Origin of the sequence: Sphingomonas arantia (assembly GCF_042682045.1) — a bacterium.
GTDB lineage: Bacteria > Pseudomonadota > Alphaproteobacteria > Sphingomonadales > Sphingomonadaceae > Sphingomonas_R > Sphingomonas_R arantia.
Genome location: NZ_JBHUGS010000002.1, coordinates 1065983 through 1089888, shown reverse-complemented (window position 1 = coordinate 1089888; position 23906 = coordinate 1065983). Strand labels below are relative to the sequence as shown.

Sequence of the window (23906 nt, the reverse complement as noted above, 5' to 3'; positions counted from 1 at the left end):
GATCAGATCGGCGACCAGGCGGGGGTTTCGGCGTCGGCTTCGCTGGTGTCGGTCGTGGCGTTGCCCTTGTCCGGCGCGGTGCCGAGGGCCGCGACGATCTGGTCGAGCACCGGTTCGAGCCCGGTGCCGGCCGCGCCGGAGAGCAGCATGACCTCGGCGCCGCTGGCCTTGGCGAGCTTCTTCGCAAGCTTCGCCACGTCCTTTTCGGGGAGCGCGTCGACCTTGTTCAGCGCCAGGATCTGCGGCTTGTCCTCGAGCCCGCTGCCATAGGCGACCAGTTCGTCGTTGACGACGTGCCAGGCCTCGATCGGATCGTCGCCGGTTGCGTCGACCAGGTGAAGCAGGACGCGGCACCGTTCGATATGACCGAGAAAGCGGTCACCGATGCCCGCGCCGTCCGCAGCGCCCTGGATCAGACCGGGGATGTCGGCGACGACGAATTCGCGCTGGTGATGCGTCGCGACGCCGAGTTGCGGACGGACGGTGGTGAAAGGGTAGGCCCCGACTTTTGCGTTCGCGTTCGACACCGCGTTGATGAAGGTCGACTTGCCGGCGTTGGGCAGGCCGACGAGCCCGGCGTCGGCGAGCAGCTTCAGCCGCAGCCAGACCCACGCTTCTTCCTCGGGCCAGCCGCTGCCGTGCTGCCGCGGCGCGCGGTTGGTGGAGGTTTTGTAACTGGCATTGCCGCGGCCGCCGTCGCCGCCCTTGAGGAAGATCTCGCGCTGGCCCGCCTCGGTGAAGTCGAGCAGCACGGTTTCCTTGTCGTCGGACAGGACCTGCGTCCCGACGGGGACGCGCACGACGAGGTCGTTGCCGCCCGCGCCGGTGCGGTTGGAGCCGGAGCCGCCCTTGCCGCGGGGCGCGCGGAAATGCTGCGTGTAGCGGAAGTCGATGAGCGTGTTGAGGCCGGCGACCGCCTCGAACACGATGTCGCCGCCCTTGCCGCCATGGCCGCCGTCGGGGCCGCCATATTCGATGAACTTTTCACGTCGGAACGACACCGCGCCGGGGCCACCGGAACCGGAACGAACGTAAATCTTGGCCTGATCGAGAAAATGCATCGCGCGCCCTTAGCCGAAACACGGCCGAAACGGAACCGCGATCGGCCGTGCTATACGGGGGCCGGCGGCGTGGGCCTGGAGTCGTCCTTTGTGGGGCGCTGTGCGGAAGCGATCAGTTGCGCGACCGCCATGTCGCGCGCCGTGTTGCGCGGCAGGCCGAGTGCACGCGAGACGGGATCGCCCAGCAGCGCGTCGCCGAGCGCGCTGAGCACCAGCGACAGAGTGAGCGGCGCGACCGGTTCGCCCTGATGATCGCCGAGCGCCTCCACCACCTTGTGGATCGCATCCATGATCGGATCGAGCGAACCGCGGTCGCCCGACAGGATCATCCAGGAGGCGAGCGCGCCGGCCCCTTCGCTGTCGAACGCGTCGAACGTCAGGTCGACGATGATCCGCGGGTCCGCTTCCCCGGCGCGCGCCTTGCGGACGGCGTCCTCGATGCGGGCCGTGATACGTTCGGCCATCGACGCGGCGAGCGCGCTCTGCAGCCCGGCGGCGGAGCCGAAATGATGGAGCAGGTTCGCGTGGCTCTTGCCGATCCGGGCGGCCACGGCCTTCAGCGTCACGGCCTGCGGCCCATCCTCGATCAGCAGAGCGCGGGCGGCGGCGATGGCCGCATCCTTGCTGTCCGCCGCGGTCAGTCGGGTGCGCGTTGACACTATTGTCGGTTCCATAGTACTAACAACCCTGTCAGAAGCCACCGGGATATTGTGATGCAAAGCCACAGTCCGGCCGATTTGTCGATCACCCCGCGCGACCGCCGGTTTGGGCGGGACGCTCCGCAGGACCGCCACTGGCTGGCGGGCGACCCCTATCAGACCGCGATCTACAATGCGCTGTCCGTCACATTTCCGAAAGGCGAGGCGTTCTTCGTCGAATCGGTGCGGGCTTTTCGGGACGGTACGGAGCCGCGACTGGCCGCCGAGATCGCCGCATTCGTGAAGCAGGAAGTGATGCACACGCGCGAGCATGTCGCGTTCAACCGGCGCGTCACCGATGCCGGCTACGATGTCGGCCGGCTGGAGGCGGCGGTGGATGGGCGGCTGGCGGTGATTCGGACACGACCGGCGATCGCGAGCCTGGCGGTGACGATGGCGCTGGAACATTATACCGCGATCCTGGCGCATGCGTTGCTGGCCTATCCGGCGCATCTGGACCGCGCCGAGCCCGAAACCGCGGCGTTGTGGCGCTGGCACGCGATCGAGGAGATCGAGCACAAGGGCGTCGCGTACGACACCTGGCTGCACGCGACGCGGGGCTGGTCGCGGTGGCAGCGCTGGTCGGTGAAGGCGAAGGTGATGCTGCTCGTCACGCAGAACTTCATGGTCGATCGAACGCGCGGTGCGCTGGACCTGCTGGCGCAGGACGGGATTACCGGATGGCGGGCCGGGTGGGGGCTGTTCCATGCGGCGTTCGTGGCACCAGGGCTGGTGCGCCGGATCGCGGGGGCGTGGTTTGCCTATTTCATGCCGGGCTTCCACCCGTGGAACGAGGATGACCGGCCGTTGATCGTGCAGGCCGAGCGGCTGCTCGCGACCGCGTAACGGCGCGTTACGCGGCGAGGAGGTGGACCGGCCCGCCGTGCGGGTCCGGTTCCAGGTGAAGAATGGCGGTCGCGCCGGTGAAGCGGAAACCGAGCTTGCGGAGCAGGGTAGTCGCGGCGGGGTCACCGTCCGGAGCCGCGTCCAGTTGCGTCAGGCCGAGCATCGCGGCGATCGCGATCATCGCGCGTCCGGCCTCGGTGGCGTAGCCGCGGTTGCGGCGGTCGGCGCGGACCCAGCAGTCGAGTGTGACGCGGCCCTGACGATCCTCGAGCGCGATGGTGCCGACCAGTTCGGCGCCGGTGCCGGTGCGCTCCATCATCAGCAGTGCCGGGCGGTCGAACTCCGCCGGGCGGGCGAGCAGCGCGTGGGCTCGATCGTCGCAGCGTGCCGGGACCAACCTGGACGTGAACGGGGTGGCTGGGCCTGCGAGGGCGGATGCCAGGATCGCGGCATCGTCGACCCAGCCGGGCCTCAGCAGCAGCCTGTCGGTGCGGGCGAACATCGGTACACTCTCCTTCGTTCGCCGCGGATTAGCCGGATCGCATGACGACTCTGCGACGCTCGGGCCGACGAAAGAAGAACGCGAAAAAGGGAGGCAGGCAACCGGTGCCCACCTCCCTTTTCGATATCGGCAGACGACCGGGCCGAACGGCCCGGTTGCCTTGATTACTCTGCGGCTTCGGCCAGCACCGGTGCTTCGACGCTGACGAACTTGCGGCTGAGCTTGCCCGAGTGAAACACGACGCGGCCCTCGGTCAGCGCGAACAGCGTGTGATCCTTGCCCATACCGACATTGACGCCGGGATAGACGCGGGTGCCGCGCTGGCGGATGATGATGTTGCCACCGATCACTTCTTCGCCGCCGAACTTCTTCACGCCGAGACGGCGACCGGCCGAGTCACGACCGTTGCGGCTGGAGCCGCCTGCTTTCTTATGTGCCATATCTTCTTACTCCGGTTCGCGGATCAGGCTTCGGCGGACGCGGGCTGAGCCGACGCCTGCGGTGCCTTGTGATCGCCGATCGCGGTGATCTTCAGGATGGTGTGGTGCTGGCGATGGCCGTTCTTCCGGCGGTAGTTATGCCGGCGGCGCTTCTTGAAGACGATGACCTTCTCGCCCTTCGCCTGCGCGATGATCTCGGCCGACACGGTCAGGCCGGCGACGTCCTGCGCCGCGCCGTCGTTGCCGGCGAACAGCACGTCGCCCAGCGATACCGTCGAGCCCGCGTCACCCGCGATCTTTTCGACGACGATCTTGTCTCCGGCGGCAACGCGATACTGCTTGCCGCCCGTGCGCACGATAGCGAACATGGCCCTCATCACTTCTTCAAAGCTGGTCCGGTTCGGGAATCGACTGCGTGCCGATCCCGTTCGGAAGAGAAGCGCGGCTAACCTTCATGAGGGTCAAAGTCAACCGATTGGTGACAGAACCGCGACAATCGATCAGGCGATTTCCGGCAATCCGGCAGCGGAAACCGAGTCGTAGCGGTCCTGATCGAGGATGCCCATCCGCTTGGCGACGATCGTCGGGACCAGCGCCTGGCCCGCCACGTTGACCGCGGTCCGGCCCATGTCGATGATCGGATCGATCGCAAGGAGCAGTCCGGCCCCCTCCAGCGGAAGGCCGAGCGTCGACAGCGTGAGCGTCAGCATGACGATCGCCCCCGTCAGCCCGGCGGTGGCGGCCGAGCCGATGACCGAGACGAAGGCGATCAGGACATAGTCTGAGAGGTGGAGCGGGATGCCGTAGAATTGCGCCACGAACAGCCCGGCGACCGCGGGGTAGATCGCGGCGCATCCGTCCATCTTGGTCGTGGCGGCGAGCGGCACGGCGAACGCGGCATAATCACGCGGCACGCCCAGGTTGCTGACCGCGACCGCCTCCGTCACGGGCAGCGTGCCGATCGAGGAGCGCGAGACGAAGCCGAGCTGGATCGCCGGCCAGGCGCCCGCGAAGAAGGCGGCGGGGCGCAGGCCATTGGCGATCAGGATGAGCGGGTAGACGACGAACAGCACGATCGCGAGGCCGATATAGACCGCGCCGGCGAATGCGCCGAGCTGCGCCAGTGTGGACCAGCCATATTTGGCGACCGCGGTACCCAGAAGCCCGGCGGTGCCGATCGGCGTCAGGCGGATGACCCACCACAGGATCTTGCGGACGATATCGAGGAACGCGCGGTTGAACGCGAGGAAGGCGTCGCTCTTCTCACCGATCCGCACCGCCGCGATGCCGATCACCAGCGCGATGACGACGATCTGGAGCACGTTGAACGACAGGCTGCTGACCACGCCGCCGCTGGCGTCGAGATGCGACGAGACGGTGAGGCCGATCGGGTTCGACGGGATGATACCCTTCAGGAAATCGAGCCAGCTGCCCGCGGTGTCAGGAACGGTCCCGGTGCCGGGGGCCAGGCCGGAGTTTACGCCGGGTTGCAGGATCGTGCCGAGCGCGAGGCCGATGCAGACCGCGATCAGCGCGGTGATGCCGAACCAGAGGAGCGTGCGCCAGACGAGCCCGGCCGCGCCCTGGAGATTGCGGATGTTGGCGATCGAGGCGACGATCGCGGTGAAGACTAGCGGTGGGACGAGCGCGCGCAGCAGCTGAACGAAGATCGACCCCACGAGGTCGAGCGCACGGAGCAGCCAGTTCGGGTTCGCGGCGTCCCCACCCAGCCCGCGGGCGACGAACCCGAGCGCCAATCCTACCAGGACCCCGACGAGGACCTGCGCGGCGAAACCGAAGCGGGGTTGGGCTTTGGGCGGAGTGGTCGCAGCTGTCATCGGCAGAGAGTGATGACGGCGGTCACCACGTGCAAGCGACCTTTGCTATGCGGGACGCGACCCGCACTATGCCGCTCGACCGGTGACGGCATGGTGTCGGGCCGGTATTCTCTCAGTGGCGATGCTCGCGGCGGAGCGAGTAGCGGCCATCCTCATAGCCGTCGAACAGCCCGGCAATGGCGGGATGGTCGATGGGCTCGTCGCTTTCGTCGGGCTCCAGATTCTGCTGGCTGACATAGGCGACATAGTTGCTGTCGGCATTTTCGGCGAGCAGGTGGTAGAAGGGCTGGTCCTTCGACGGGCGGATGTCCTCCGGGATCGCGTCATACCATTCCTGGCTGTTCGCGAAGGTCGGGTCGACATCGAACACGACGCCGCGGAATTCGAACAATCGGTGGCGCACGACCGCGCCGATCGCGAATCGCGCATGCGAAATCGCAGGCGCGGTCCGGCTTGCCGCGTGCTGGTCGGGGGAGAAGGCGAGGGTCTTTGTCATGATGGTCAATTTAGAGCGTTGTCGCGCCATCGCAAGCAGCGGGAAGGGCGGCTGCGACCAAGTGCGTCGCATCAAGGGTTGGCAAGCCCGCGGACCTTCGCTAGAGGCCACCGCTCGGACCGCCGCCGTGCCTCGACGCACGGCGCCAGACCTCTGCGGAGAGGTGCCAGAGTGGTCGATCGGGACGGTCTCGAAAACCGTTGTGCCGCAAGGTACCGTGGGTTCGAATCCCACCCTCTCCGCCACTTTCCCAAATATGTCGTCTTATGCCTGAGGCGAGTTCCTCGGGACGTGATCGCGGCGATCGCGTCGACCTCGAATTGGAGGAGCTCGGCCGATGCGGGATCCGCCGCCAGGGATTCACATCATCACCGGCAGCTTGACCTTCTTGGCGTCCGCCGGACGGAAGATGTTGAGATACTGGCAATCCTCGCTCTGCCGGGGCGTGTAGCCGGCCGTCAGCTGGTTGTGGCGCTGTCCTGCAGGCAGAGCGGCGAGGTGGTGGTCACTACGAGCACCCCGATCCAGGCATGTTGCGCCTGCGGTTCGCGCCAACGCAACGGGCCGACCGGCGGCGCGGCGAACTGGACGCCGATGAAGCGATCGACGCCCTCCGTTGTGGCGCCGACGACCCTGGCCCGCACGGTGACGAGCGTCGGGGCGGGCTGCGCGACATCGATCGACAGCATTGCCGCCTAGAGCGCCATCGTGGCCGATCGTGTGATGATATCTGCCCCGCCTTCGCTGGGTCCTGTCGACACCGGATAGGGCGGGGCTGCCCGGGGCACTGGCGCCCGACGCCAAACAATTCGATCGGACAGGCCTCCGCCCAATCAAGGGTGGGGCCTTATGGTTCGGTGTTTCCGTCGGCTCCGACGGGACGCCCGATTTGATATCGGCTTGGCGTTATTGATGATCGCCCGCGGCGCGTTGGGCGGCGGCGCGTTCCGTCAGCGTCTTCAGCGTCTCGTCGAAACGGCCTTCGCGCTCCGCCTGACGCAGGAACTGGACCTCGTCGACCAGGATTTCGCGCGGGGTCGGCTGCTGCGCGAACTGCGCCGCGACCGCGTCGGCGAAGGCGTCGAGCGGCATATAGCCCGGGCGGTTCGCCTGGCCCGGTGTCAGGTCGGTCCGGACGCCGGGCGGTACCAGCTCGATCACCTCCACCTGGCCGCCAAGCTGCGTGCGCAGCGAGACGGTGTAGGAATGGATGGCCGCCTTGCTTGCCGAATAGGTCGGCGCGGCGATCAGCGGGACGTGGGCGAGGCCCGAGGTGACGGTGACGATCGCGGCGTCGGGCTGGCGGGTCAGGTGATCGATGAGCGCGTTCGTCAGCCGGATCGGGCCGAGGATGTTGATCGACAGCGTCGCCTCCGCATCGGTGAGATCGCGCGCCGTGGTCAGGTCCTCGAACTTCATGATGCCGGCGTTGTTGAAGAGCACGTTGAGCGACGGGAAGTCGGTGACGACCTGTTTCGCGAATGCGGCCACCGCGGCGACGTCCTCGACGTCCAGGATCGCGGTGTGGATGAGCTCGCGCCCTGCCGCGGCACGGTCGAGTGCGTCCTGCCGGCGGCCGACGATGATGACGGTGTCGCCGCGGTCGTGGAAGCGGTGGGCGAGCGCTTCGCCGATGCCGCTGCCGCCGCCCGTCATGAGGATGGTGTTGCCGCTGGTCTTCATGATGTCTGCTCCGCGCCGGACTGTCTTGCCGCAGCAAATGGTCGTCGGTTGGGATCGTTCAATGGCTGGCGACCCGCCGCCACGGTCAGAGCGGTGTGATGGCGCGACATACGTCCGCCCGGCGTCCTCAGCCCTCGACGTCTGCCGTGGTCAGCAGAATTGGCGGCTCGCCACCGAGGCGCTTGACGAACTCGCGCTGGGCGATGCGGTGGATGTGGCCTTCGAAGTCGGCGAACACCTCGAGCGCCGTCTCGTAATCGAGCATATCGAGGTCGGGGTCGTGAAGCTGGGTCAGCGCCTCGTTGGTGATGAGGAACTCGACCACGCCCAGGTTGGTGGTCCCGGTGAAGCCGACGCTCTCGCGCTCGGCGACCCAATACCATTCGCCAGGCTCGAATCGGACGCTGGGTTCGGTCATCGCCGCTTACTCCGCCGCCGAAGTGTTGGTAGTGCGGCAATCCGCGGGCGTCGCGGAGGCGTGGGCGGGCGTCAGGGTCTCCGCCCGGGTCGCTTCGGTCATGATCGTCTACTTTCCCGGATGTCGCCGCCCGTGCTCGGACACTCGACATGTCGGCGGTCGCTACCGCAAGATCAACGGCTGCCGATCAGATCGGCGATCGGCAGCATCGCGGGCGCGGTACGCAGCGCGTCGGCCAGCGGCCGGTGTTCGTCGCGGTCGCAGCCATAATCGTAGACGAGATGGCCGGACCCGTCCGCGCCGCTCCACGTCACGTCGGCCGATGGCAGGTCGGTCGCATAGCTCTTGCAGGCTTCGGGTCCGTTCAGCAGCAGCTCGCCCGTCGGGAGAAAGGGTTGCAAGCGAGCGAAGAACGCCGTGGTCTGCGCCGGCGTCGCGGTGAAGCGGCGTTCGCCGGTGACCGCGGTGTTGCGGGTGCCGGTGAACGTGCCGGCGCCATTGGCGGCGATGGTCAGCGAATAGACCGGGCAGAAGCCATGGCAGGGCGTCGTCGCATAGGTGATGGCCTGGATCCGCGACTGGGGGGTCGCGGGCGTCGTGGGCGCGGACACCGGTCCGGCGGTCGTGCATCCGGCGAGCGCGAACGCTGCAACTGCGAGAAATCCGATCAAGCGCATCGTGCGGTTCCTTGTGGTCATGCTCGCCGTTGCGTGCCCTCGGCGGGCCGATGCAGTGGCAGGATGGGTCTGCTAGCGTCACGGGCTGTCACAAGCCACCCTGGAAGTCGAAGGTGAAGCGGTATTGCGCGTTCGCCTGCTGACCGGTGCCTCGGTCGGACACCGCGGTGATGAGCGTGAGCTTGCCGTCCGCGATCGCCATGGGCTCACCGAGCGTGAGATCGACCTGTCTGGACGAGGTGCCGCCCAGCACGGTCGCCCGCACGATCAGGCGACCGGCCCAGACGCACTGCGCGTCGACCGGACAGCGGCTGTCCTCGATGACGCGGTCCACCCGGACGCGCGGCCCGCCGACATCGGCGGTCTGGCCGAGCCGCACCGGGCCGTCGACCGCGCCCGCCGCGGCGCAGCCGGCGAGGAGCGAGAGGACGAGCGGGAGCAGGGTGCGGTTCATCGCTTGATGGAGACGGGGTGTGATGGGTTCGCAAACGTCCGGAACCGGATCGAGGCCGGTCACCGAAGTGGAGGACGTTGGCGTATCGCCGCGCTCACCAGCGCTGATGCACGTGCGGCGCGATGCGCTCGTCATAGAGGGTTTTGACTGCCGCCATCAGCGCCGGGGAGAGCGGATCGAGGTCAACCGCAGCGGCGTTCGCCGTTGCCTGTTCGGGGCTTCTGGCGCCCGGAATGACGACCGAGATCGCTTCGTTCATCAGGATCCAGCGCAACGCGACCGTCGCCATCGGCACATCACCGGGCAGGAGTGCGCGAAGGGCATCCACCGCGTCAAGGGCGACGTCGTAGGGCACGCCGGCGAAGGTTTCGCCCACGTCGAATGCCTCGCCGTGGCGGTTGAAGGCCCGGTGATCGTCGGCGGCGAAATGGGTGTCGGCGCTCATCTTGCCGGTGAGCAGCCCGCTCGCCAGCGGGACGCGCGCGATGACGGCGACACCGCGCCGGCGTGCCTCGGCAAGGAACAGGGATGCCGGACGCTGGCGAAACATGTTGTAGATGATCTGCACGGAGGCGACGCCGGGATACTCGATCGCCTTCAGCCCCTCCTCGACTTTTTCGACCGATACGCCGTAGCGCGCGATGCTGCCGGCCTCGACCAGCCGGTCGAGTGCCGCGAACACCTCCGGACGATAGTAGATTTCGGTCGGTGGACAGTGGAGTTGGACGAGGTCGAGTGTGTCGACGCCGAGATTCTCGCGGCTGCGATCGACGAATGCGGCAAGATTGTCGGCGGTGTAGCCGTCGGCGACATGCGGGGAGAGCCGGCGCCCCAATTTGGTGGCGACGAACGGACGCGGGCCGTCCCGCGTGTCCAGGACGGCGCGGATCAGCCGTTCGGACCGGCCATCGCCGTAAACGTCGGCGGTATCGATGAACGTCATCCCGGCATCGAGCGCCGCGTTCAACGTCGCGTGGGCAGCGTCGTCGCTCACGTCACCCCAATTGCCGCCGATGGCCCAGGCCCCGAAGCCGATCGGCGATACCGTGGCCCCGGTCGAACCGAATGGACGCTGCTCCATAACCGAATTGCTCCTGCGCGTGTTCAGGGCCGGCTTGTCGCACAGCCGGTTATACTTGACGATCCCGTCTGGTTTCAAAAGCTGCCTAGCTGGCGGCGCGGGGCCCGTTTGCCGGCCAGGTCGCCAGCGTCGCACCGGTCGCCCCGTTTTCGATGGTGATCGCGTCGAGCGATGTCGCGACGAGGCACGCCGGGCGCTGTTCCGCGCCGCCGGCCTGTTGACACACAACCGGTGCGCCGTCCGGGGTGGCGGCGATGCGACCGGTCAGGCGCACCCGGAAACCCTGTTCGGCGCGCACCGTATCCGGCGCCATGCGCAGGACGGCGGTGTAGGGGGTGCCCTCGCGACGCGCCTGCCGGTCGCTGTCCGGACCGAAGATCTGGCCGACCGCCAGCGTCTGTCCGGGCAGGGTCACAGGCTCGGCCCCCGTCGCCGCAACCGGATCCTGGGCCGCCGGGCAGGTCTCGCTGTTGGTCCAGGGTCGCGCGATCCAGAAGCCCTCGATTGCCTCCACATCGGCCGGTGCCGCGCGCGGCCACCAGTCCGCAGGCGACCAGGCCAGCGGGGCGACGTGGATGCGCAAAGCACCGGCCGCCGCATCGTAGGTCCAGCGCATGGCGGCATCGCTTTCCTCCGTCGCCGGCCCGCCGCATCCGAACGGAAGCGCGATCGAGAAGGAGCGGCCGACCATGCCGCGGAACGTGGCGGGCATGGCCGTGCCCCGCGCGGTGGCATCCGCGGCGGTTGCGGCCAGCGCGATCAGATCGGCCCGGCCCAATGTCCGTCCGGCGTCGTCGTCCGGTGCCGCCGGTGCCGGGATCGCGACGGGGGCCGCGACGGCCGCGACCGGACGCGGGTTCGTCGTCCGTTGTCCGAGGAGGAACCCGCCGCCACCGACGACCGCGACCGCGACGATCCCGGCGGCGATGACGAGGCGGCTGGCGCGTGGACTGGGTTCCCTCATGGACACGCCATAGCAAGGTCCGGCAAAGGGTTCATCATGAACGTGACAGGCCATCCCCAATTGCCGAGGATCGTGTCCGGGTGAGCATTTCGCAGATCCTCACGCTGGTGGTGCTCGTGTCGGTGGTCGGCGCGCTGATCTGGGACAAGGTGCGCGCCGACGTGGTCGCCCTGACCGGTGCGGCAGTGCTGCTGGTGACGGGCGTCGTGCGGCCGGTGGAGGTGCAGGGCGCGTTCGCCAGCCCGGCGATCATCGCGCTCGCGTCGCTGTTCGTGATTGCCTACGCGCTCGAACTGTCCGGCTTGCTCGATCGTGGCATCGATCTCGCCGTCCGGATGTGTCGGCGGCTCGGGGCGGCAGGCGTTTGGCTGCTGCTCGCGCTGATCGGGTTCCTGTCCTGCTTCCTCAACAGTACGCCGATTGTGGTGCTGGGCGCGCCGGTCGTGCGCGACGTGGCGACCGCGCTGAAGCTGCCGCCGAAGCGTTACCTGATGCCGCTGTCCTACATCACCGTGCTGACCGGCTGCTGCACGCTGATCGGGACGTCGACCAACCTGCTGGTCGACGATATGGCGCGGGTCGCGGGGCAGCCGCGGTTCGGGTTGTTCGAGATTACGCCCGTCGGCCTGCCCATCGCGCTGGCCGGCGGGCTTTATCTGTTCCTGTTCAGTGGCCGCCTGATGGGGCGCAGCCTGACGGAGCCGGCCAGCGAGCAGCACGCGCCCGGCTTCGAGGCACCCGGCGCGCAGATCGGCGATGCGGACCTGTTCGCGGAACGTCGGCCGTTCCAGCCGGCCAAGGCCGTGCTGGCCGGGTTGGCGTTCGTGGGGGCGATCGCCGCGGCGGCCATGGACATTGCGCCGATCGCGGCATCCGCCTTTGCCGGCGCGGTGCTGCTGATCCTGATGCGCGTCATCACCGCGGACGAGGCCTATGGCGGATTGCGGCCGCAGATCCTGATCCTGATTGCGGGGATGGTGGTCATCGGCATCGCGATGGAGGAAAGCGGGCTTGCCGCGGTGGCGACGAACACGCTGGTGGCCTCGCTGCACGGGGTCAGTCCGCTCGTCGCGCTGATCGTACTCTACGGCCTGACGATGGTGCTGACCGAATTGCTGTCCAACGCCACCGTCGCGGTGCTGGTCACGCCGATCGCGGTGGCACTGGCGGAAAGCCTGGGGGTCAGTCCGCGGCCGTTCCTCGTCGCGGTCATGATGGCGGGCAGCGCCGCATTCGCCACCCCGTTCGGCTATCAGACCAATGTCATCGTCTACCAGATGGGTGGGTACCGCTACATGGATTTCGTCCGGGTCGGCCTGCCGCTCAACCTGCTCACCTACGCGGTGGCCATCGTCGCGATACGGGCGTTATTCCCTTTCTGAGCCCGACGCCGCGTTCGCACCGGATCGGTCGGGGTGACGTATCGTTCCGTGCGCCCTAGAGGGGCGTCATGACTGGCATATTCGATCGCCTGATGCCGGCGAAGCGCTGGACGCCGTCGCGTTATCGCGCCCTCCTGCGTGCCCGGGGGCCGCGATCCGTGCAGTTCCGGACGCGCGCGGCCATCCTGGTCGGTGCCATCCTGATCGGGATTGTCGCCACGCTGTTCGCCGAGGCGGCCGACTGGGCGGGCCGCGTGTTTGAGCGCTATGCCGAGAGCTTCTGGCGGAGACGACCGCGAGCCGGGGCCTGATGCTGCCGATGTTCGCGACCGCCTTCATCGCCGATGCGGCCAGCCAGTGGGTCTGCCGGGAGAAGCTGTATCACGGCCTGTCGCGGACATTCGCGGTTCCGAAGGTGGAGAAAACCGTCTGAAGCCGACGGTGACCTACGCTGTGGGGGAAATGCTCAGGTCAGGCGGTGGCCCATCGGTTCGCCGAGGCGGACCGGCCGTTCCGGGGCCCAGCTGTCGTTGAAGGCGATCACATCCTGCCCGAACAGCATCACAATCGTCGAGCCCAGCAGGAAGCGGCCCATCTCTTCGCCCTTCTTCAGGACGATGTCCCGGTCGGCATAGGTCCATTCGGACGGCGTATTGGTCCGCTTCGGATTGACCACGCCGTGCCAGGCGGTCGCGATGCTGCCGACGATCGTCGCGCCGACGAGCACCATCGCGAACGGGCCATGTTCCGGCGATGCGAAGATGCACACCACCCGTTCGTTGCGCGCGAACAGGTTGGGCACACCGCGCGCCGTGACCGGGTTTACCGAGAACAGCGCGCCGGGCACGTAGATCATGCGCACGAGCCGGCCGTCGCAGGGCATGTGCAGGCGGTGATAGTCCTTGGGGGACAGATAGAGATTGGCGAAGCTGCCGTGGCGGAACTCGGCCGCCAGCGCAGCGTCGCCGCCGAACAGCGCCGCGGTGGTGAAGCGGTGGCCCTTGGCCTGAACCATGTGATGGTCGTCGATCGCGCCGAACTGGCTGATCGCGCCGTCGACCGGACAGACGAAATCGGCGGCCGCGATCGGGCGCGCGCCGGCCCGCAGCGGGCGGGTGAAGAAATCGTTGAAGCTCTTGTAGCTGGCGATGTCCGGATCGGCGGCTTCACGCATGTCGACGCCGTATTTGCCGACGAACCAGCGGATCAGTCGCGTCGTCATCGCACCCGCCTGCGCGCCGGCGATGCGGCCGGCGAAGGTGGTCAGGCGCTGCTTCGGCAGCGCATATTGCAGCAGTATCTTCAGGCGATCGGACATCGGAACCTCGAAACGTCGTCTCCGTCCATGCGCAGTCATGGGGCGGCTGGTCGACCCTTATTTTCGCGAGCGAAAGCCGGGCAACGCCGCCCCGACACCGGACATCACTCCGCCGTCGCGGGCGGCGGGGTGGCGGCGGTGGCGCTGTCGTAGAAGGTGTCGAGGTCGCGTTTGAAGAGCGGCATGACGGCGGGCTTCACATAGACCATGTGGCCGGACTCGTAATAGCGGAAGGTGACGTTGCCGCGCAGTGACTTGTCGAGCTGCATATGGCCGAGATCATATTCCGCGCCGAAGAACGGCGTGGCCATGTCGTAATAGCCGTTGAGCGACAGGACCTTCAGATACGGGTTCTGACGCATCGCCGCCGACAGATCGAGCGCGGTATCGGCGAGTGCCATCCTGCGGCCGCCGGGCCCGCTGTGTCCCTGGTCCCAGTTGCCGCCGCCGAGTTCGACGTAGAAATTCGGGCGGTATTGCAGCTTCGTCCGGTAGCCGAGCGTGCCGAACAGATAGGTGTTGAGCGCGCCGACATAGGGGCCGCTGAGCGCCGCGTCGGTGGCGTCATATTCCGGATCCTCGCCCGCCGGATCGACGTCGATCCCGACATAGCGGGAATCGAGCCGGCCAACGGTGCGGCGCTGATCGCGCAGCAGTTCCTTGCGGAACCGCGACAGATCGACGCGCAGATCGGCCTTCAGCAGATAGTCGGGCGACAAACCGATATAGGCGCTGAGTTGCTTGGAGATCGCGTCGCGTTCCACATCGGGCAGCGCGTCGCCCTTGGCCATGGCGTTGGCGTAGGGGCCGATCGCCCATTGCCGCACCTCCGCCAGGAATGGTTCGAGCGCGGGCGGGCGGTTGGGCAGCCGGTTGTGATACCAGGCGGTGGCCGCGAAGCTGGGCAGGTAGGAGAGGTAGATCTGATCGAAACCCGGCTGGCGAACGCCGTAGTTCAGGATCGACGAGAGCAGCACGACACCGTTCATCTGCACCCCGCGCTGTTGCAGCGCGTAGACGAGGCCCGCGCCGCGCAGCGTGCCGTAGCTTTCGCCGAACAGGAATTTCGGGCTGTCCCAGCGGTTCGCGATCGTCAGGTAGCGCATGATGCCGCGGGCATAGGCGTCGATGTCCTTGTCGACGCCGGCGAAGTCCTTGATCTTCGCCTTGCCGATCGGGCGCGACAGGCCGGTGCCGATCGCGTCCATGAACACGATGTCGGTCTTGTCGAGCATCGAGAAGCGGTTGGGCGCGATGCGGTAGGGGGCGGGCGCGGTCGAGGTCGGTTCGGGGGTCTGGACCTGGACCGGGCCGATCGACCCCATGTGCAGCCACATGCTGGACGAGCCCGGGCCACCGTTGAAGGTGAAGGTGACCGGGCGGGGGCGCGCGCCCTTCGGCCGGTCCGCGACATAGGCCACGTAGAACATCGACGCGATCGGATCGCCGTCGTCGTTGCGGATCGTGACGGTGCCGGGGGTGACGGTGTAGCCGATCGTCCGCCCGCCGATCGCGACGCTGCCGCGTTTCGGCTGGGCATCCTCGACCGCGGTGGCGACGGCATAGTCGGACTCCTCGACCCCGTTCGGGCGGTCGTCGGCCTTATCCTTGGGCGCGGGCGGCGCGTCGGGGCGGGGCTGGGCGGCGAGCGGGGCGGCGATGAGCGCGGCGAGCGAGAGGGCGGCGAGGCGGGTGCGGGTCATACGACCTCCAGTAATGGCGTTGGGGATCAGGATGCGGGGGAGGCGAGCGTGTTCTTGCCGCCGCCCGCGATCCAGTCGTCGATCTTCTGTTCCAGGACGGGCAGCGGGACCGAGCCGAGGTTGAGGATGAGATCGTGGAACCAGCGCTGGTCAAAGCGGGGGCCAAGCGCCTTTTCCGCGTCGGCGCGTTTGCGGCGGATCGTCATCTCGCCCAGCTTGTAGGCGAGCGCCTGGCCCGGCCAGCTGATGTAGCGGTCGACCTCGGTTTCGATCTCGTGCTGCGACAGCGCGGTGTGGCCGGCGAGGTAGGCGATCGCTTGGTCGCGGGTCCAGCCGTCATGGTGGATGCCGGTGTCGATCACGAGGCGGCAGGCGCGCCACATCTCGTACGAGAGCCGGCCGAAATCCTCGTAGGGCGTGCGGTAGATGCCCATGACCGTGCCGAGCCATTCGGTGTAGAGCCCCCAGCCTTCGCCGTAGCCGGAGAAATAGGTCTGCTTGCGGAAGGTCGGGCGGTTCGGCCCTTCGCGTGCGACCGCGGCCTGGAAGCTGTGGCCCGGATTGCATTCGTGCAGGGTGAGCGCCGGGATCTGGTAGAGCGGCCGCGACGGCAGGTCGTAGGTGTTCATCATGCAGCTTTCGAGGCCGCCGCGACCCGCGGTGTAGTAAGGCGCGATCGCGTCGGGCACCGGCCGGATGGTGAAGCGGTAGCGCGGCAGGAAGCCGAACGTCTTCTTCAGTTCGCCGTCGACACGCTTGGCGGCATAGGCCGAGACGCCCATCAGTTCGTCCGGCGTGCGGGCGTAGAACTGCGGATCGGTGCGCAGGAAATGCTGGAACTGTTCGAAGCTGCCGGTGAAGCCGGCCTTCTTCATCGTGACGCGCATTTCGGCATCGATCCGCGCGACTTCAGCGAGGCCGATTTTGTGGATCTGTTCGGGAGTCAGATCGAGCGTGGTGTATTCGCGGATTTGCGCGCGGTAATAGGCCTTGCCGTCGGGCATCGCCTCGGCCGCCAGCGTGGTGCGCGCCTTGAGCAGATATTCGTCGCGGTAGAAGGCGAGCAGTTTGACGTAAGCCGGGCGGACCGACTGGTCGATCAGCGTGCGGGCCTGTTCGCGCATCGCATCCTGTTCGGCCGGGGTCATCGACGACGGCAGCGTGACGAACGGCGCGTAGAACGGGTTCTTGGTGGTGTCGGCGCCGGTAAAGGCGGTGATCGATGCGTCGCGGCCGGCGAGCGTGACGCGCGGGACGGAGAAGCCGCGTATGAGGCCCGAGCGCATGTTGACGATCTGCTCGTCGAAATAGCGCGGCAGATCGCGCATTCGGCCGAGATAGGGGGTGTAGTCCGCCGCTTTGTCGAAACCGGCGCGCGGGGCGAGGTAGGACCAGAAATTGCTGTCCGCGTTGAACGGCATTTCCCAGTCGCGATATTGTGCGTTGGCGATGAACGCGTCGAGGCTCGTGCGGAAGACGGCGGCGTTGACCCGCTCCTCCGCGCTGAGGTCTGCGACGGGGATGCGGTCGAGTTCGGCGCGGGTCTTCTGCCAGTAGGCGAGCCGGGTCTGCTGGCTGGCGGGATCGACGCGGGGAAGGTGGTCGGCGGCGTCGGTCGCGTCGTCGTCCGTTTCGATGCGCGCCTGTTCCTTCTGCCGCCACGCCCATTCCGCTTCGTAGAGCGTCCGCAGGCGCTGGTCCGCGGCGGACGGGGCGGTTGACGCCGGTGGCGCGACCTGCGCGAGCGATGGGGTCGCGACGGTGGTCAGCAGGAGGGCGAGCAGTGGTTTCAACATGGTCAACTCCGAGGGGCGGCGCGGGTCTTGCGGTCGGGGCGCGGCGGATCGGCCCGGTTGCGGAGACCGGGATGGCGGACGTGATTCGACGGCATTGCTGGCATCCGGCTTCCCCCTACCGACGCGACGATGGTCCGATCGTATACGGTCGCGACCCGGCCGCAAGCCCCGTGTACGTCGTCGCACCCGGCGGCAGGTGGTGTCGGAAAGGGACGCGATGATCGCCGCCGGAACGAACATCGTCACATGGGATCGTCAGGACCCCTTCTGGCGCGAATTTCCGGTGCTATGAGGGGTATATGAGCCTAGTCATTCGCAACCTTTCCGATCAGGTCGCCGACCTTGTCCGCGACCGCATCATTTCCGGCAGCATCCCGGGCGATCAGGCGATCCGGCAGGACGCGCTGGCGGCCGAACTGGGGGTCAGCAAGATCCCGCTGCGCGAGGCACTGACCCGGCTGGAGCAGCAGGGACTGGTGTTCTCGCAGGCCAATCGCGGGTTTTTCGTGCGGCCGCTGAGCACGTCGGAAGCGGAAGAGGTGTTCGCGCTGCGGCTGAAACTGGAGCCGGAGGCGACTGCGGCGGCGGCACTGCGCGCGGAGCCGGAGGATCAGCAGTTCGCCACCGCGACGATCGAGACGCTGGAACAGGTGACCGACGCGCATGGCGCCGGGGTGGGGGCGTTCAACCGCGCGTTCCACCTGGCGCTGCTGCGGCCCTGCGCGCAGCCGGTCACGCTGACGTTCCTCGAACGTCTGCACGTTCTGTCGGAACGCTATGTGCGCAAGCATCTGGAATGGCTGGGGCGCGACGACCGCGCCAATGCGGAGCATCGCATGATCTTCGACGCCTGGCTGGCGCGCGACGAGGCGGCGGTGATCGCGCTGAGCCGGGTGCATATCGTGAAGACGCTGGACGACCTGCGTCTGCAGCTCGGCTGAGCGGTGATGGTGCGGCTGTCGTTCGCGGTGGCGCTGGCGGCCGTTTCAGTGAGTGCGCCGGCGGCGCGACCGGCGGCGAGCAGCGGGCCGGCGGAGATCCGCACGGTCGTGGCGGCGATGGAGGCGGCGTGGAATCGCGGTGATTTCCGGGGTTATATGCGGGGTTTCGCGAATCCGGGCGTCGTATTCGTGTCGCGCGGCAAGATCCAGGACGGGTGGCAGGGGACGCTCGACCATTATATCCGCGAGTATGACGGAGCGGCCGAGCGGCGCGGCGTCCTGCGGTTCTGGGACCTGAAGATCGAGATGCTCGCGCCGGATGCGGCGATGCTGGTCGGGCGTTACCGGCTAAATCGGCCGGTGGACCCGCAGACCGGGATCAACACGCGGCTGTTCCGGAAGATCGGCGGGCGCTGGGTCGTGACGATGAACCATGTTTCGTCACTGGAAGCGCCCGCCAGACCCTGATTTGGGTCAGGGCTTCGGCGGCTCGGTCCGGGCGAGGAGGTCGACGAGGTCCGCCGTGTAGTTCACCGCCCAGGTGTGGGTGCCGTGGCCGTGCGTGTCGGCGGACTCCTTGATCATGCGGAAGCGGGCGTTCGGCATCCGGGCGATCGCGCGCTGCGGGAAGTCCAGGTTACGCGGGTTGATGAAGTCGTCTTCGGAGTTGATCCACGTCATCGGCGTGGTGATTTTCTCGAGCGCGCGCCAGGGATTGTAGGTCCGCGACGATTCGAACTGGTAGATCATGTCGTTCGCGTCGCGGCTGACGATGTCCTTCTGCACGCGGTCGCGGACATAGGTCTCGGCGGCGGCCCGCGTCGGGTAGAGCGACTGGAGGTTGAGCGGTGCGCCGCCGGCGACCACGGACAGGGCGGCCGCGGTGCGCAGGCCCAGCACGGGCTGCGTCGTGTAGTTGCCGGCGGCCCAGGCGGGATCGGCCTTGATGCCGTCGACGAGCATCTGGCGCCACATGCGGTTGAGCCCGGCGATTTCGACCGGCTCGCAGGCGAGCGGCATCAGCGCGCGGGCGCCGTCCGGATAGGTTTCACCCCACTGGAATGCGTGCATGCAGCCCATCGAGGTGCCGATCAGCAGGCGGAGTTGCCCGACGCCGAGCCTGTTGAGCAGCAGGCGTTGGGCGCGGACCATGTCGGCATAGTCGTAGGCCGGGAAGCGCATGCGGAGGCCGTCGGACGGCTTGGACGAACGGCCGTGGCCGATGTTGTCGGGCAGGACGATGTAGTAGCGGGTGATGTCGAGCGGCTGGCCGGGGCCGTAAAGCGCGTCCGCGAATTGCGGGCTGAGGAATTGCTTGCCCGTGCCGCCGGTGCCGTGAAGGACCATGACCGCGTTGACGATCCTGCCCTGCCCGTCGCGGCGGGGGGTGCCGAGCGTGGTGTAGTGCATCCGGAGCGCGGGCAGTTCGCCGCCGGCGGCGAAGCGGAACCGGTCGAGCGTGACGTCGCCCTCGGTCGTGGGCCACGTCTTCGTCGGCGCGGCACGGGATTGCGAGGCGATCGGTGCGGCGGGGGCGGGGGCCTGAAGCGCGAGCAGCAGGGACGGGGGGAAGGCGAACATCCACGGCTCCAATATTTTGTATACGATTAAATTAGGCTAAGCTAGTTGCGCCGCCATGCGAACCGATTTTGCGGCCACCCCGAAGACTGCGATCGTGATCGGCGCGGGGGTGGTCGGACACTGTACCGCACTCGCGTTGCAGCGGAGCGGGTTTGCGACGACGTTGATCGCGCCGGCCGGGATCGTCGCGACTGCGTCGTTGGGGAATGCCGGGCATATCGCGACCGAGCAGGTCGAACCGCTGGCGTCGCCGGCGGCGGTGCGCGGTGCGTGGAAGCGGTTGTTCCGGAACGGCGGCGCGCTGGCGTTGCCGCTGCGCGATATCGCGACGTGGCTGCCGTTCGTGATCCGGCTGGTCCGGGCGAGCCGGCCGGCGCGGTTCGCGGCGGGGCGGGTGGCGTTGTCCGCGTTGCTGGAACGCGCGATGCCGGCGTGGCGGCGTGTGCTGGCCGATGCCGGCGCGCACGACCTGTTGATCGAGGCAGGGCATATCGTCGTGTGGGAAAGTGCGGCGACCGCGGCGGCGGGGTTGGCCAGATGGCGTGCGGCGGAGACCGGGACGACGCGGTTCGTGGAACTGAGCGCGGCGGAATGCGCGGCGGTGGCGGCGAGTGTGGCGGTGCCGATCGCGGGGGGCATCCGCTTCACGGGGAGTGGGCAGGTTGCTGATCTGGCGGCGTTGCAGGCTGCGCTGGCGGCGCGGTTCAAGGGGCTCGGCGGCGTGCGGATCGACCGGCGCGTTGCGGCGATCCGGGTTGTCGGGCGGCGCGCCTGCGTTTTCCTGGAGGATGGAAGCCGGATGCCGGCGGACCGGATCGTCGTCGCGGCGGGGGCGGCGTCGGGAGAGTTGCTGACGCCGCTGGGGCTGCGCGTGCCGATGATCGCGGAGCGGGGTTACCATCTGCACGGCGCCGCGGACGGGGTCGGCCTGCCGCCGGTGGTGTTCGAGGATCGGTCGGTTATCGTGACGCGGTTCCGGAACGGGATGCGCGTGGCGGGGATCGTCGAGTTCGGCCGACGCGATACGCCCCCCGATCCGGCGAAGTGGCGCCGGTTGCAGGAGCATGCCGTCGCGCTGGGCCTGCCGATGGAGGGGGCCACGCGGTGGATCGGTGCGCGGCCGACCTTGCCCGATTACCTGCCCGCGATCGGGCGGGCGGGGGTTGCGGACAATCTGCTTTACGCGTTCGGGCATCAGCATCTGGGGCTGACGCTGGCGGCGGTGACGGGTGAGCTGGTGGCGGCGCTGGCGCGCGGGGCCGAGCCGCGGGTCGATCCGGCGCCGTTCGATCTGGCGCGTTTTGGGAGTGATGGGTTGGGCCGGCGTTAAAGCGGGGCGGCCAGTTCGGTCGGGCGCGGCGGGGCGAGGGGCGGGCAGGGGGCGTCGGGCAGGACGACGTCGGACTGGATCAGGCCGTCGGCCTGAAGCTGCCACAGCTTGCGGAACAGGCCGTCGGGCTGGGCCAGGAGGTCCTGCGGCGCGCCGTCCTCCACGACGCGGCCTTCCTCCAGCACCAGGACGCGGTCGAACGCGGCGATCGTCGACAGGCGGTGTGCGACGGCGATGACGGTGCGGTCGGTCATCAGTGCGTTGAGCCCGGACTGAACCTCCATTTCGGAGCCGGTGTCGAGTGCCGAGGTGGCCTCGTCGAGCAGGACGAGGCGCGCGTCCTTCAGGAACGCGCGGGCGATGCCGATGCGCTGGCGCTGGCCGCCGGAGAGGTTGGTGCCGCGTTCGCCGACGATGCTGTCATAGCCGTCGGGCAGTTGCATGATGAACCCGTCGCAGCCCGCCGCCTCCGCCGCGCGGCGGACATCCGCGTCGGAGGCGCCCGGGCGGGCGAAGCGGATATTCTCCATGACGGTGCGGTGGAACAGCATCACCTCCTGCGGCACGACCGCGATCGCTTCGTGCAGGCTGTCCTGCGTCACGGCGGCGACGCACTGGCCGTCGATCAGGACGTCGCCCGACTGCGGATCGTAGAAGCGCTGGATCAGTTGCAGGATCGAGGACTTGCCCGCGCCGGACGGGCCGACCAGCCCGACCTTCTGGCCGGCGGGGACGTCGATCGACAGGCCGTGCAGGATCGCGCTGTCGTCGGTGTAGCCGAAGGTGACGTTTTCGAACCGAACGGTGCCGTCGCGCACCGTCAGCGGCTTGGCGTTCGGGCGATCGTTCAGCGTCTGCGGCAGGCCGATCACGTCGAGGGTTTCGCGCAGGTAACTGCATTGCTGGCTGGTATCGATGACCGCCATCGCCAGGTCGCGCGACCCCTGGAGGATGCGGAAGGTAAGCGTGCTGACCACCACCACGTCGCCGGTGGTGATGAGGCCGGCGGACCAGCGGCCGATCGTCCAGAGCAGCGTCCCGCCGACCAGCAGCGCGAGCGCGAAATCGTGCAGCCCGCGGATCCGTTCGACGAAGAACCAGCCGCGGCGTTGCGCCGCCGCTTCCTCCAGCAGGAAACCGCGCAACCGTTCGGCCTCGCGCCGGCGGGCGGCGAACGCCTTCACCACCCAGATGTTGCTGATCAGATCGACCAGTTCACCGCCGACCACGCCGGCGCGACCGGCGAAATCCTGGTGATGGACGTGGCCGCGGAAGCCGAGCACCACAAGGGCGCCGGTCACGATCAGGAAGACGAGACTGAGCGCGATCGACATGCGGACGTCGATCGAGACGAAGATGATGATCGCACCGGTGAATGCGATCAGCGGCGGCGCGATTTCGAGGAACAGCCGGTGGATGACGGAGCCGAACGAGCCGGACAGCGTGGACACGCGGTGGCCAAGCGCGCCGGCGCGGTGGTTCTGGAAGAACGGCAGCTGGTGCCCGGTCAGATAGTTGAACATGTCGAGCCGGATGTTCACGCCGGACTGGACCGTGACGCTGCTGAGCGTGAAGGCGGCGACGCGCTGGAGCAGACTTTCGAGCAGCGTCATGCCGATGAAGATCGCCAGCGCGCCGTAGACATGGTCGATGACCGACGGCTTGGCAGTCATCGCGTCGATCAGCAGTTTCATCGAATACTGGACGTAGATGGCACTGCTCGACGCGCCCACCACGACCAGGGCCAGCGCGAGAAACATATACGGCTTTGCGGCGACATAATGCCACACGAACCGCCAGGGCCCGGCGAGGAAGGGCAAAACCAACTCTCCCTTGGGATCAATGTGCTGCAATGCAACAGTTTCGTTGCCAGCCATAGGGAATTGTTCCGGGGCGGGGAGCACTATGCGACGAGCGGGACCCGCCGCGGGACATGCCGCGGACAAGAATAGCATGTTCCGGTTTGCCGCGATATTCCGTCATAGCGCTGGCTGGGCCGTCTGTACTTGGTCCGTTCACGAAGCCGTATCGCGGCGGCGCGCGGTTTCTTGGGCGGTGGAAACCTGATCTGGCGCTGGATTCGGCCGGCCCGACGGTCAGTCGCGTTGCAGGGCCAGGGTTTCGCGGACGCGGGCGAGCGCGGCGACTTCGGGCGCGGCCTCGCCCATCAGCGCCCAAGTGCCGCTGATCGCGAAGGCGCAGTGGCCGTGGACGGTCGCGATCAGCGAGCGGGCGAGTGCGGCGACCCGTTCGTCGGCCGGGCGATCGAGCGCGTGCGCGACCTCACCGATCACGATTTCGGTCAGCACGCCGCGGGCCTGCTGGTCCGCCTCCGGCAAGGTCGTGTCGGGGGGCAGGCGGTGGTCGTAGATCGCGGTCCAGAGATGGGTATTGGCGCGCGCGAAATCGAAATAGCCGTCGACCAGCGCGGCGATCCGGTCGCCGTCCGGCGCGGCGGCGAGCCGTTCGCGCAGATAGGCCGCCCACAGGCCGAAGCTGCGCGTATTGATCGCGGTGACCAGCCGGTCCGCCGTGCCGAAGACGTTGTGCAGCGTGCCGATCGAGTAGCCGATCCGCCGCGCGACCTCCCGCGACGAGAAGCGGGCGAGGCCGGTTTCGGCGACCAATGCGGCGGCGGCATCGAGGATCAGCGTTTCGAGCTGTTCGCGGCTATGATCGGATCGGCGGCCCATGGAA

26 protein-coding genes, 1 tRNA gene and 1 pseudogene are annotated in these 23906 nt (G+C 67.9%); 8 read left to right on the top strand and 20 right to left on the bottom strand.

The window, feature by feature from the left end; genetic code table 11:
- Positions 1-2: 2 nt before the first annotated feature.
- Positions 3-1061 carry a GTPase ObgE gene (gene obgE / locus ACFSGX_RS10815; protein WP_380929765.1) on the bottom strand — a complete coding sequence of 353 codons (1059 nt, stop codon included), beginning with the start codon at positions 1059-1061 and terminating at the stop codon, positions 3-5.
- Between the two features lie 50 nt (positions 1062-1111).
- Positions 1112-1735 (bottom strand): TetR family transcriptional regulator, encoded by a 624-nt coding sequence (locus ACFSGX_RS10810; protein WP_380929764.1) that lies wholly within the window; start codon positions 1733-1735, stop codon positions 1112-1114.
- Positions 1736-1774: 39 nt separating this feature from the next.
- Between ACFSGX_RS10810 and ACFSGX_RS10805 the strand changes: the two genes are divergently transcribed.
- A complete protein-coding gene (locus ACFSGX_RS10805; protein ID WP_380929762.1) occupies positions 1775-2605 on the top strand; it encodes a metal-dependent hydrolase in 831 nt (276 codons plus the stop codon).
- Positions 2606-2612: 7 nt separating this feature from the next.
- Here ACFSGX_RS10805 and ACFSGX_RS10800 read toward each other — a convergent pair whose 3' ends face one another.
- The 5 genes from ACFSGX_RS10800 to hspQ all read right to left on the bottom strand — a co-directional run bounded on the left by ACFSGX_RS10800 (position 2613) and on the right by hspQ (position 5881).
- Positions 2613-3107 carry a GNAT family N-acetyltransferase gene (locus ACFSGX_RS10800; RefSeq protein ID WP_380929761.1) on the bottom strand — a complete coding sequence of 165 codons (495 nt, stop codon included), beginning with the start codon at positions 3105-3107 and terminating at the stop codon, positions 2613-2615.
- Positions 3108-3271: 164 nt separating this feature from the next.
- Complete coding sequence (gene rpmA, locus ACFSGX_RS10795; RefSeq protein ID WP_157175463.1) at positions 3272-3547, bottom strand: 50S ribosomal protein L27; 276 nt, start codon at positions 3545-3547, stop codon at positions 3272-3274.
- Positions 3548-3570: 23 nt separating this feature from the next.
- Entirely contained in the window at positions 3571-3915 is a 345-nt protein-coding gene (gene rplU, locus ACFSGX_RS10790) for a 50S ribosomal protein L21 (RefSeq protein WP_157175464.1), read from the bottom strand.
- Positions 3916-4047: 132 nt separating this feature from the next.
- Positions 4048-5385, bottom strand: coding sequence for a dicarboxylate/amino acid:cation symporter (locus tag ACFSGX_RS10785; protein ID WP_380929758.1), 1338 nt, complete (start codon positions 5383-5385; stop codon positions 4048-4050).
- A gap of 112 nt (positions 5386-5497) precedes the next feature.
- Positions 5498-5881, bottom strand: a complete 384-nt coding sequence (gene hspQ, locus ACFSGX_RS10780; RefSeq protein ID WP_380929756.1) for a heat shock protein HspQ — start codon at positions 5879-5881, stop codon at positions 5498-5500.
- Between the two features lie 157 nt (positions 5882-6038).
- On the opposite strand from hspQ, the gene ACFSGX_RS10775 reads away from it, so the two are divergent.
- Positions 6039-6126: transfer RNA gene (locus ACFSGX_RS10775), tRNA-Ser, on the top strand.
- Positions 6127-6339: 213 nt separating this feature from the next.
- Here the strand turns inward: ACFSGX_RS10775 and ACFSGX_RS10770 are convergent.
- From ACFSGX_RS10770 to ACFSGX_RS10740, 7 genes are all read right to left on the bottom strand, one after another.
- Positions 6340-6570, bottom strand: coding sequence for a carboxylesterase family protein (locus ACFSGX_RS10770; RefSeq protein WP_380929754.1), 231 nt, complete (start codon positions 6568-6570; stop codon positions 6340-6342).
- A 217-nt stretch (positions 6571-6787) separates the two neighbouring features.
- The gene (locus ACFSGX_RS10765) at positions 6788-7564 is read right to left on the bottom strand and encodes an SDR family oxidoreductase (RefSeq protein WP_380929752.1); all 777 of its coding nucleotides are present in this window, start codon (positions 7562-7564) and stop codon (positions 6788-6790) included.
- Between the two features lie 127 nt (positions 7565-7691).
- The gene (locus ACFSGX_RS10760; RefSeq protein ID WP_380929750.1) at positions 7692-7982 is read right to left on the bottom strand and encodes a hypothetical protein; all 291 of its coding nucleotides are present in this window, start codon (positions 7980-7982) and stop codon (positions 7692-7694) included.
- A gap of 173 nt (positions 7983-8155) precedes the next feature.
- Positions 8156-8659 (bottom strand): DUF6438 domain-containing protein, encoded by a 504-nt coding sequence (locus ACFSGX_RS10755; protein ID WP_380929748.1) that lies wholly within the window; start codon positions 8657-8659, stop codon positions 8156-8158.
- A gap of 88 nt (positions 8660-8747) precedes the next feature.
- Positions 8748-9113, bottom strand: a complete 366-nt coding sequence (locus ACFSGX_RS10750) for a hypothetical protein (protein ID WP_380929747.1) — start codon at positions 9111-9113, stop codon at positions 8748-8750.
- A 94-nt stretch (positions 9114-9207) separates the two neighbouring features.
- The gene (locus tag ACFSGX_RS10745) at positions 9208-10329 is read right to left on the bottom strand and encodes an aldo/keto reductase (RefSeq protein WP_380929746.1); all 1122 of its coding nucleotides are present in this window, start codon (positions 10327-10329) and stop codon (positions 9208-9210) included.
- A complete protein-coding gene (locus ACFSGX_RS10740; protein ID WP_380929745.1) occupies positions 10280-11158 on the bottom strand; it encodes a hypothetical protein in 879 nt (292 codons plus the stop codon). The genes ACFSGX_RS10745 and ACFSGX_RS10740 overlap by 50 nt, the downstream gene beginning before the upstream one ends.
- Before the next feature lie 80 nt (positions 11159-11238).
- Between ACFSGX_RS10740 and ACFSGX_RS10735 the strand changes: the two genes are divergently transcribed.
- The 3 genes and pseudogenes from ACFSGX_RS10735 to ACFSGX_RS10725 all read left to right on the top strand — a co-directional run.
- Complete coding sequence (locus tag ACFSGX_RS10735) at positions 11239-12540, top strand: SLC13 family permease (protein ID WP_380929743.1); 1302 nt, start codon at positions 11239-11241, stop codon at positions 12538-12540.
- A 68-nt stretch (positions 12541-12608) separates the two neighbouring features.
- Positions 12609-12851 carry a hypothetical protein gene (locus ACFSGX_RS10730; protein ID WP_380929741.1) on the top strand — a complete coding sequence of 81 codons (243 nt, stop codon included), beginning with the start codon at positions 12609-12611 and terminating at the stop codon, positions 12849-12851.
- A pseudogene (locus ACFSGX_RS10725) lies at positions 12818-12973 on the top strand (chloride channel protein); the annotation flags it as partial. The gene ACFSGX_RS10730 and the pseudogene ACFSGX_RS10725, both read left to right, overlap by 34 nt.
- A gap of 33 nt (positions 12974-13006) precedes the next feature.
- Here the strand turns inward: ACFSGX_RS10725 and asd are convergent.
- The 3 genes from asd to ACFSGX_RS10710 form a co-directional block, all read right to left on the bottom strand.
- A complete protein-coding gene (gene asd / locus ACFSGX_RS10720) occupies positions 13007-13858 on the bottom strand; it encodes an archaetidylserine decarboxylase (protein WP_380929739.1) in 852 nt (283 codons plus the stop codon).
- A gap of 104 nt (positions 13859-13962) precedes the next feature.
- Positions 13963-15561 carry a S10 family peptidase gene (locus ACFSGX_RS10715; RefSeq protein ID WP_380929738.1) on the bottom strand — a complete coding sequence of 533 codons (1599 nt, stop codon included), beginning with the start codon at positions 15559-15561 and terminating at the stop codon, positions 13963-13965.
- A 26-nt stretch (positions 15562-15587) separates the two neighbouring features.
- Positions 15588-17357: a DUF885 domain-containing protein gene (locus tag ACFSGX_RS10710; RefSeq protein WP_380929736.1), complete on the bottom strand. Its 1770-nt coding sequence runs from the start codon at positions 17355-17357 to the stop codon at positions 15588-15590.
- Positions 17358-17656: 299 nt separating this feature from the next.
- Here ACFSGX_RS10710 and ACFSGX_RS10705 point away from each other — a divergent pair, with 299 nt between their 5' ends.
- Entirely contained in the window at positions 17657-18298 is a 642-nt protein-coding gene (locus tag ACFSGX_RS10705; protein ID WP_380929735.1) for a GntR family transcriptional regulator, read from the top strand.
- Positions 18299-18304: 6 nt separating this feature from the next.
- Entirely contained in the window at positions 18305-18766 is a 462-nt protein-coding gene (locus ACFSGX_RS10700; RefSeq protein WP_380929733.1) for a nuclear transport factor 2 family protein, read from the top strand.
- Between the two features lie 6 nt (positions 18767-18772).
- Here the strand turns inward: ACFSGX_RS10700 and ACFSGX_RS10695 are convergent, their stop codons facing one another.
- Positions 18773-19879, bottom strand: a complete 1107-nt coding sequence (locus ACFSGX_RS10695; protein ID WP_380929732.1) for an alpha/beta fold hydrolase — start codon at positions 19877-19879, stop codon at positions 18773-18775.
- Positions 19880-19934: 55 nt separating this feature from the next.
- Between ACFSGX_RS10695 and ACFSGX_RS10690 the strand changes: the two genes are divergently transcribed.
- Positions 19935-21209: an NAD(P)/FAD-dependent oxidoreductase gene (locus ACFSGX_RS10690; RefSeq protein WP_380929730.1), complete on the top strand. Its 1275-nt coding sequence runs from the start codon at positions 19935-19937 to the stop codon at positions 21207-21209.
- On the opposite strand, the gene ACFSGX_RS10685 is transcribed toward ACFSGX_RS10690, so the two are convergent.
- Together ACFSGX_RS10685 and ACFSGX_RS10680 are read right to left on the bottom strand one after the other, a co-directional pair.
- Positions 21206-23029: an ABC transporter ATP-binding protein gene (locus ACFSGX_RS10685; protein WP_380929728.1), complete on the bottom strand. Its 1824-nt coding sequence runs from the start codon at positions 23027-23029 to the stop codon at positions 21206-21208. The genes ACFSGX_RS10690 and ACFSGX_RS10685 overlap by 4 nt on opposite strands.
- A gap of 276 nt (positions 23030-23305) precedes the next feature.
- Complete coding sequence (locus ACFSGX_RS10680; protein WP_380929726.1) at positions 23306-23902, bottom strand: TetR/AcrR family transcriptional regulator; 597 nt, start codon at positions 23900-23902, stop codon at positions 23306-23308.
- Positions 23903-23906: the final 4 nt, after the last annotated feature.

What these genes read in the sequence shown, in the direction of transcription:
- obgE (WP_380929765.1), bottom strand. Translation starts at nt 1,061, where the DNA reads ATGCATTTTCTCGATCAGGCCAAGATTTACGTTCGTTCCGGTTCCGGT.
- ACFSGX_RS10810 (WP_380929764.1), bottom strand. Translation starts at nt 1,735, where the DNA reads ATGGAACCGACAATAGTGTCAACGCGCACCCGACTGACCGCGGCGGAC.
- ACFSGX_RS10805 (WP_380929762.1), top strand. Translation starts at nt 1,775, where the DNA reads ATGCAAAGCCACAGTCCGGCCGATTTGTCGATCACCCCGCGCGACCGC.
- ACFSGX_RS10800 (WP_380929761.1), bottom strand. Translation starts at nt 3,107, where the DNA reads ATGTTCGCCCGCACCGACAGGCTGCTGCTGAGGCCCGGCTGGGTCGAC.
- rpmA (WP_157175463.1), bottom strand. Translation starts at nt 3,547, where the DNA reads ATGGCACATAAGAAAGCAGGCGGCTCCAGCCGCAACGGTCGTGACTCG.
- rplU (WP_157175464.1), bottom strand. Translation starts at nt 3,915, where the DNA reads ATGTTCGCTATCGTGCGCACGGGCGGCAAGCAGTATCGCGTTGCCGCC.
- ACFSGX_RS10785 (WP_380929758.1), bottom strand. Translation starts at nt 5,385, where the DNA reads ATGACAGCTGCGACCACTCCGCCCAAAGCCCAACCCCGCTTCGGTTTC.
- hspQ (WP_380929756.1), bottom strand. Translation starts at nt 5,881, where the DNA reads ATGACAAAGACCCTCGCCTTCTCCCCCGACCAGCACGCGGCAAGCCGG.
- ACFSGX_RS10770 (WP_380929754.1), bottom strand. Translation starts at nt 6,570, where the DNA reads ATGCTGTCGATCGATGTCGCGCAGCCCGCCCCGACGCTCGTCACCGTG.
- ACFSGX_RS10765 (WP_380929752.1), bottom strand. Translation starts at nt 7,564, where the DNA reads ATGAAGACCAGCGGCAACACCATCCTCATGACGGGCGGCGGCAGCGGC.
- ACFSGX_RS10760 (WP_380929750.1), bottom strand. Translation starts at nt 7,982, where the DNA reads ATGACCGAACCCAGCGTCCGATTCGAGCCTGGCGAATGGTATTGGGTC.
- ACFSGX_RS10755 (WP_380929748.1), bottom strand. Translation starts at nt 8,659, where the DNA reads ATGCGCTTGATCGGATTTCTCGCAGTTGCAGCGTTCGCGCTCGCCGGA.
- ACFSGX_RS10750 (WP_380929747.1), bottom strand. Translation starts at nt 9,113, where the DNA reads ATGAACCGCACCCTGCTCCCGCTCGTCCTCTCGCTCCTCGCCGGCTGC.
- ACFSGX_RS10740 (WP_380929745.1), bottom strand. Translation starts at nt 11,158, where the DNA reads ATGAGGGAACCCAGTCCACGCGCCAGCCGCCTCGTCATCGCCGCCGGG.
- ACFSGX_RS10730 (WP_380929741.1), top strand. Translation starts at nt 12,609, where the DNA reads ATGACTGGCATATTCGATCGCCTGATGCCGGCGAAGCGCTGGACGCCG.
- asd (WP_380929739.1), bottom strand. Translation starts at nt 13,858, where the DNA reads ATGTCCGATCGCCTGAAGATACTGCTGCAATATGCGCTGCCGAAGCAG.
- ACFSGX_RS10715 (WP_380929738.1), bottom strand. Translation starts at nt 15,561, where the DNA reads ATGACCCGCACCCGCCTCGCCGCCCTCTCGCTCGCCGCGCTCATCGCC.
- ACFSGX_RS10710 (WP_380929736.1), bottom strand. Translation starts at nt 17,357, where the DNA reads ATGTTGAAACCACTGCTCGCCCTCCTGCTGACCACCGTCGCGACCCCA.
- ACFSGX_RS10705 (WP_380929735.1), top strand. Translation starts at nt 17,657, where the DNA reads ATGAGCCTAGTCATTCGCAACCTTTCCGATCAGGTCGCCGACCTTGTC.
- ACFSGX_RS10700 (WP_380929733.1), top strand. Translation starts at nt 18,305, where the DNA reads ATGGTGCGGCTGTCGTTCGCGGTGGCGCTGGCGGCCGTTTCAGTGAGT.
- ACFSGX_RS10695 (WP_380929732.1), bottom strand. Translation starts at nt 19,879, where the DNA reads ATGTTCGCCTTCCCCCCGTCCCTGCTGCTCGCGCTTCAGGCCCCCGCC.
- ACFSGX_RS10690 (WP_380929730.1), top strand. Translation starts at nt 19,935, where the DNA reads ATGCGAACCGATTTTGCGGCCACCCCGAAGACTGCGATCGTGATCGGC.
- ACFSGX_RS10680 (WP_380929726.1), bottom strand. Translation starts at nt 23,902, where the DNA reads ATGGGCCGCCGATCCGATCATAGCCGCGAACAGCTCGAAACGCTGATC.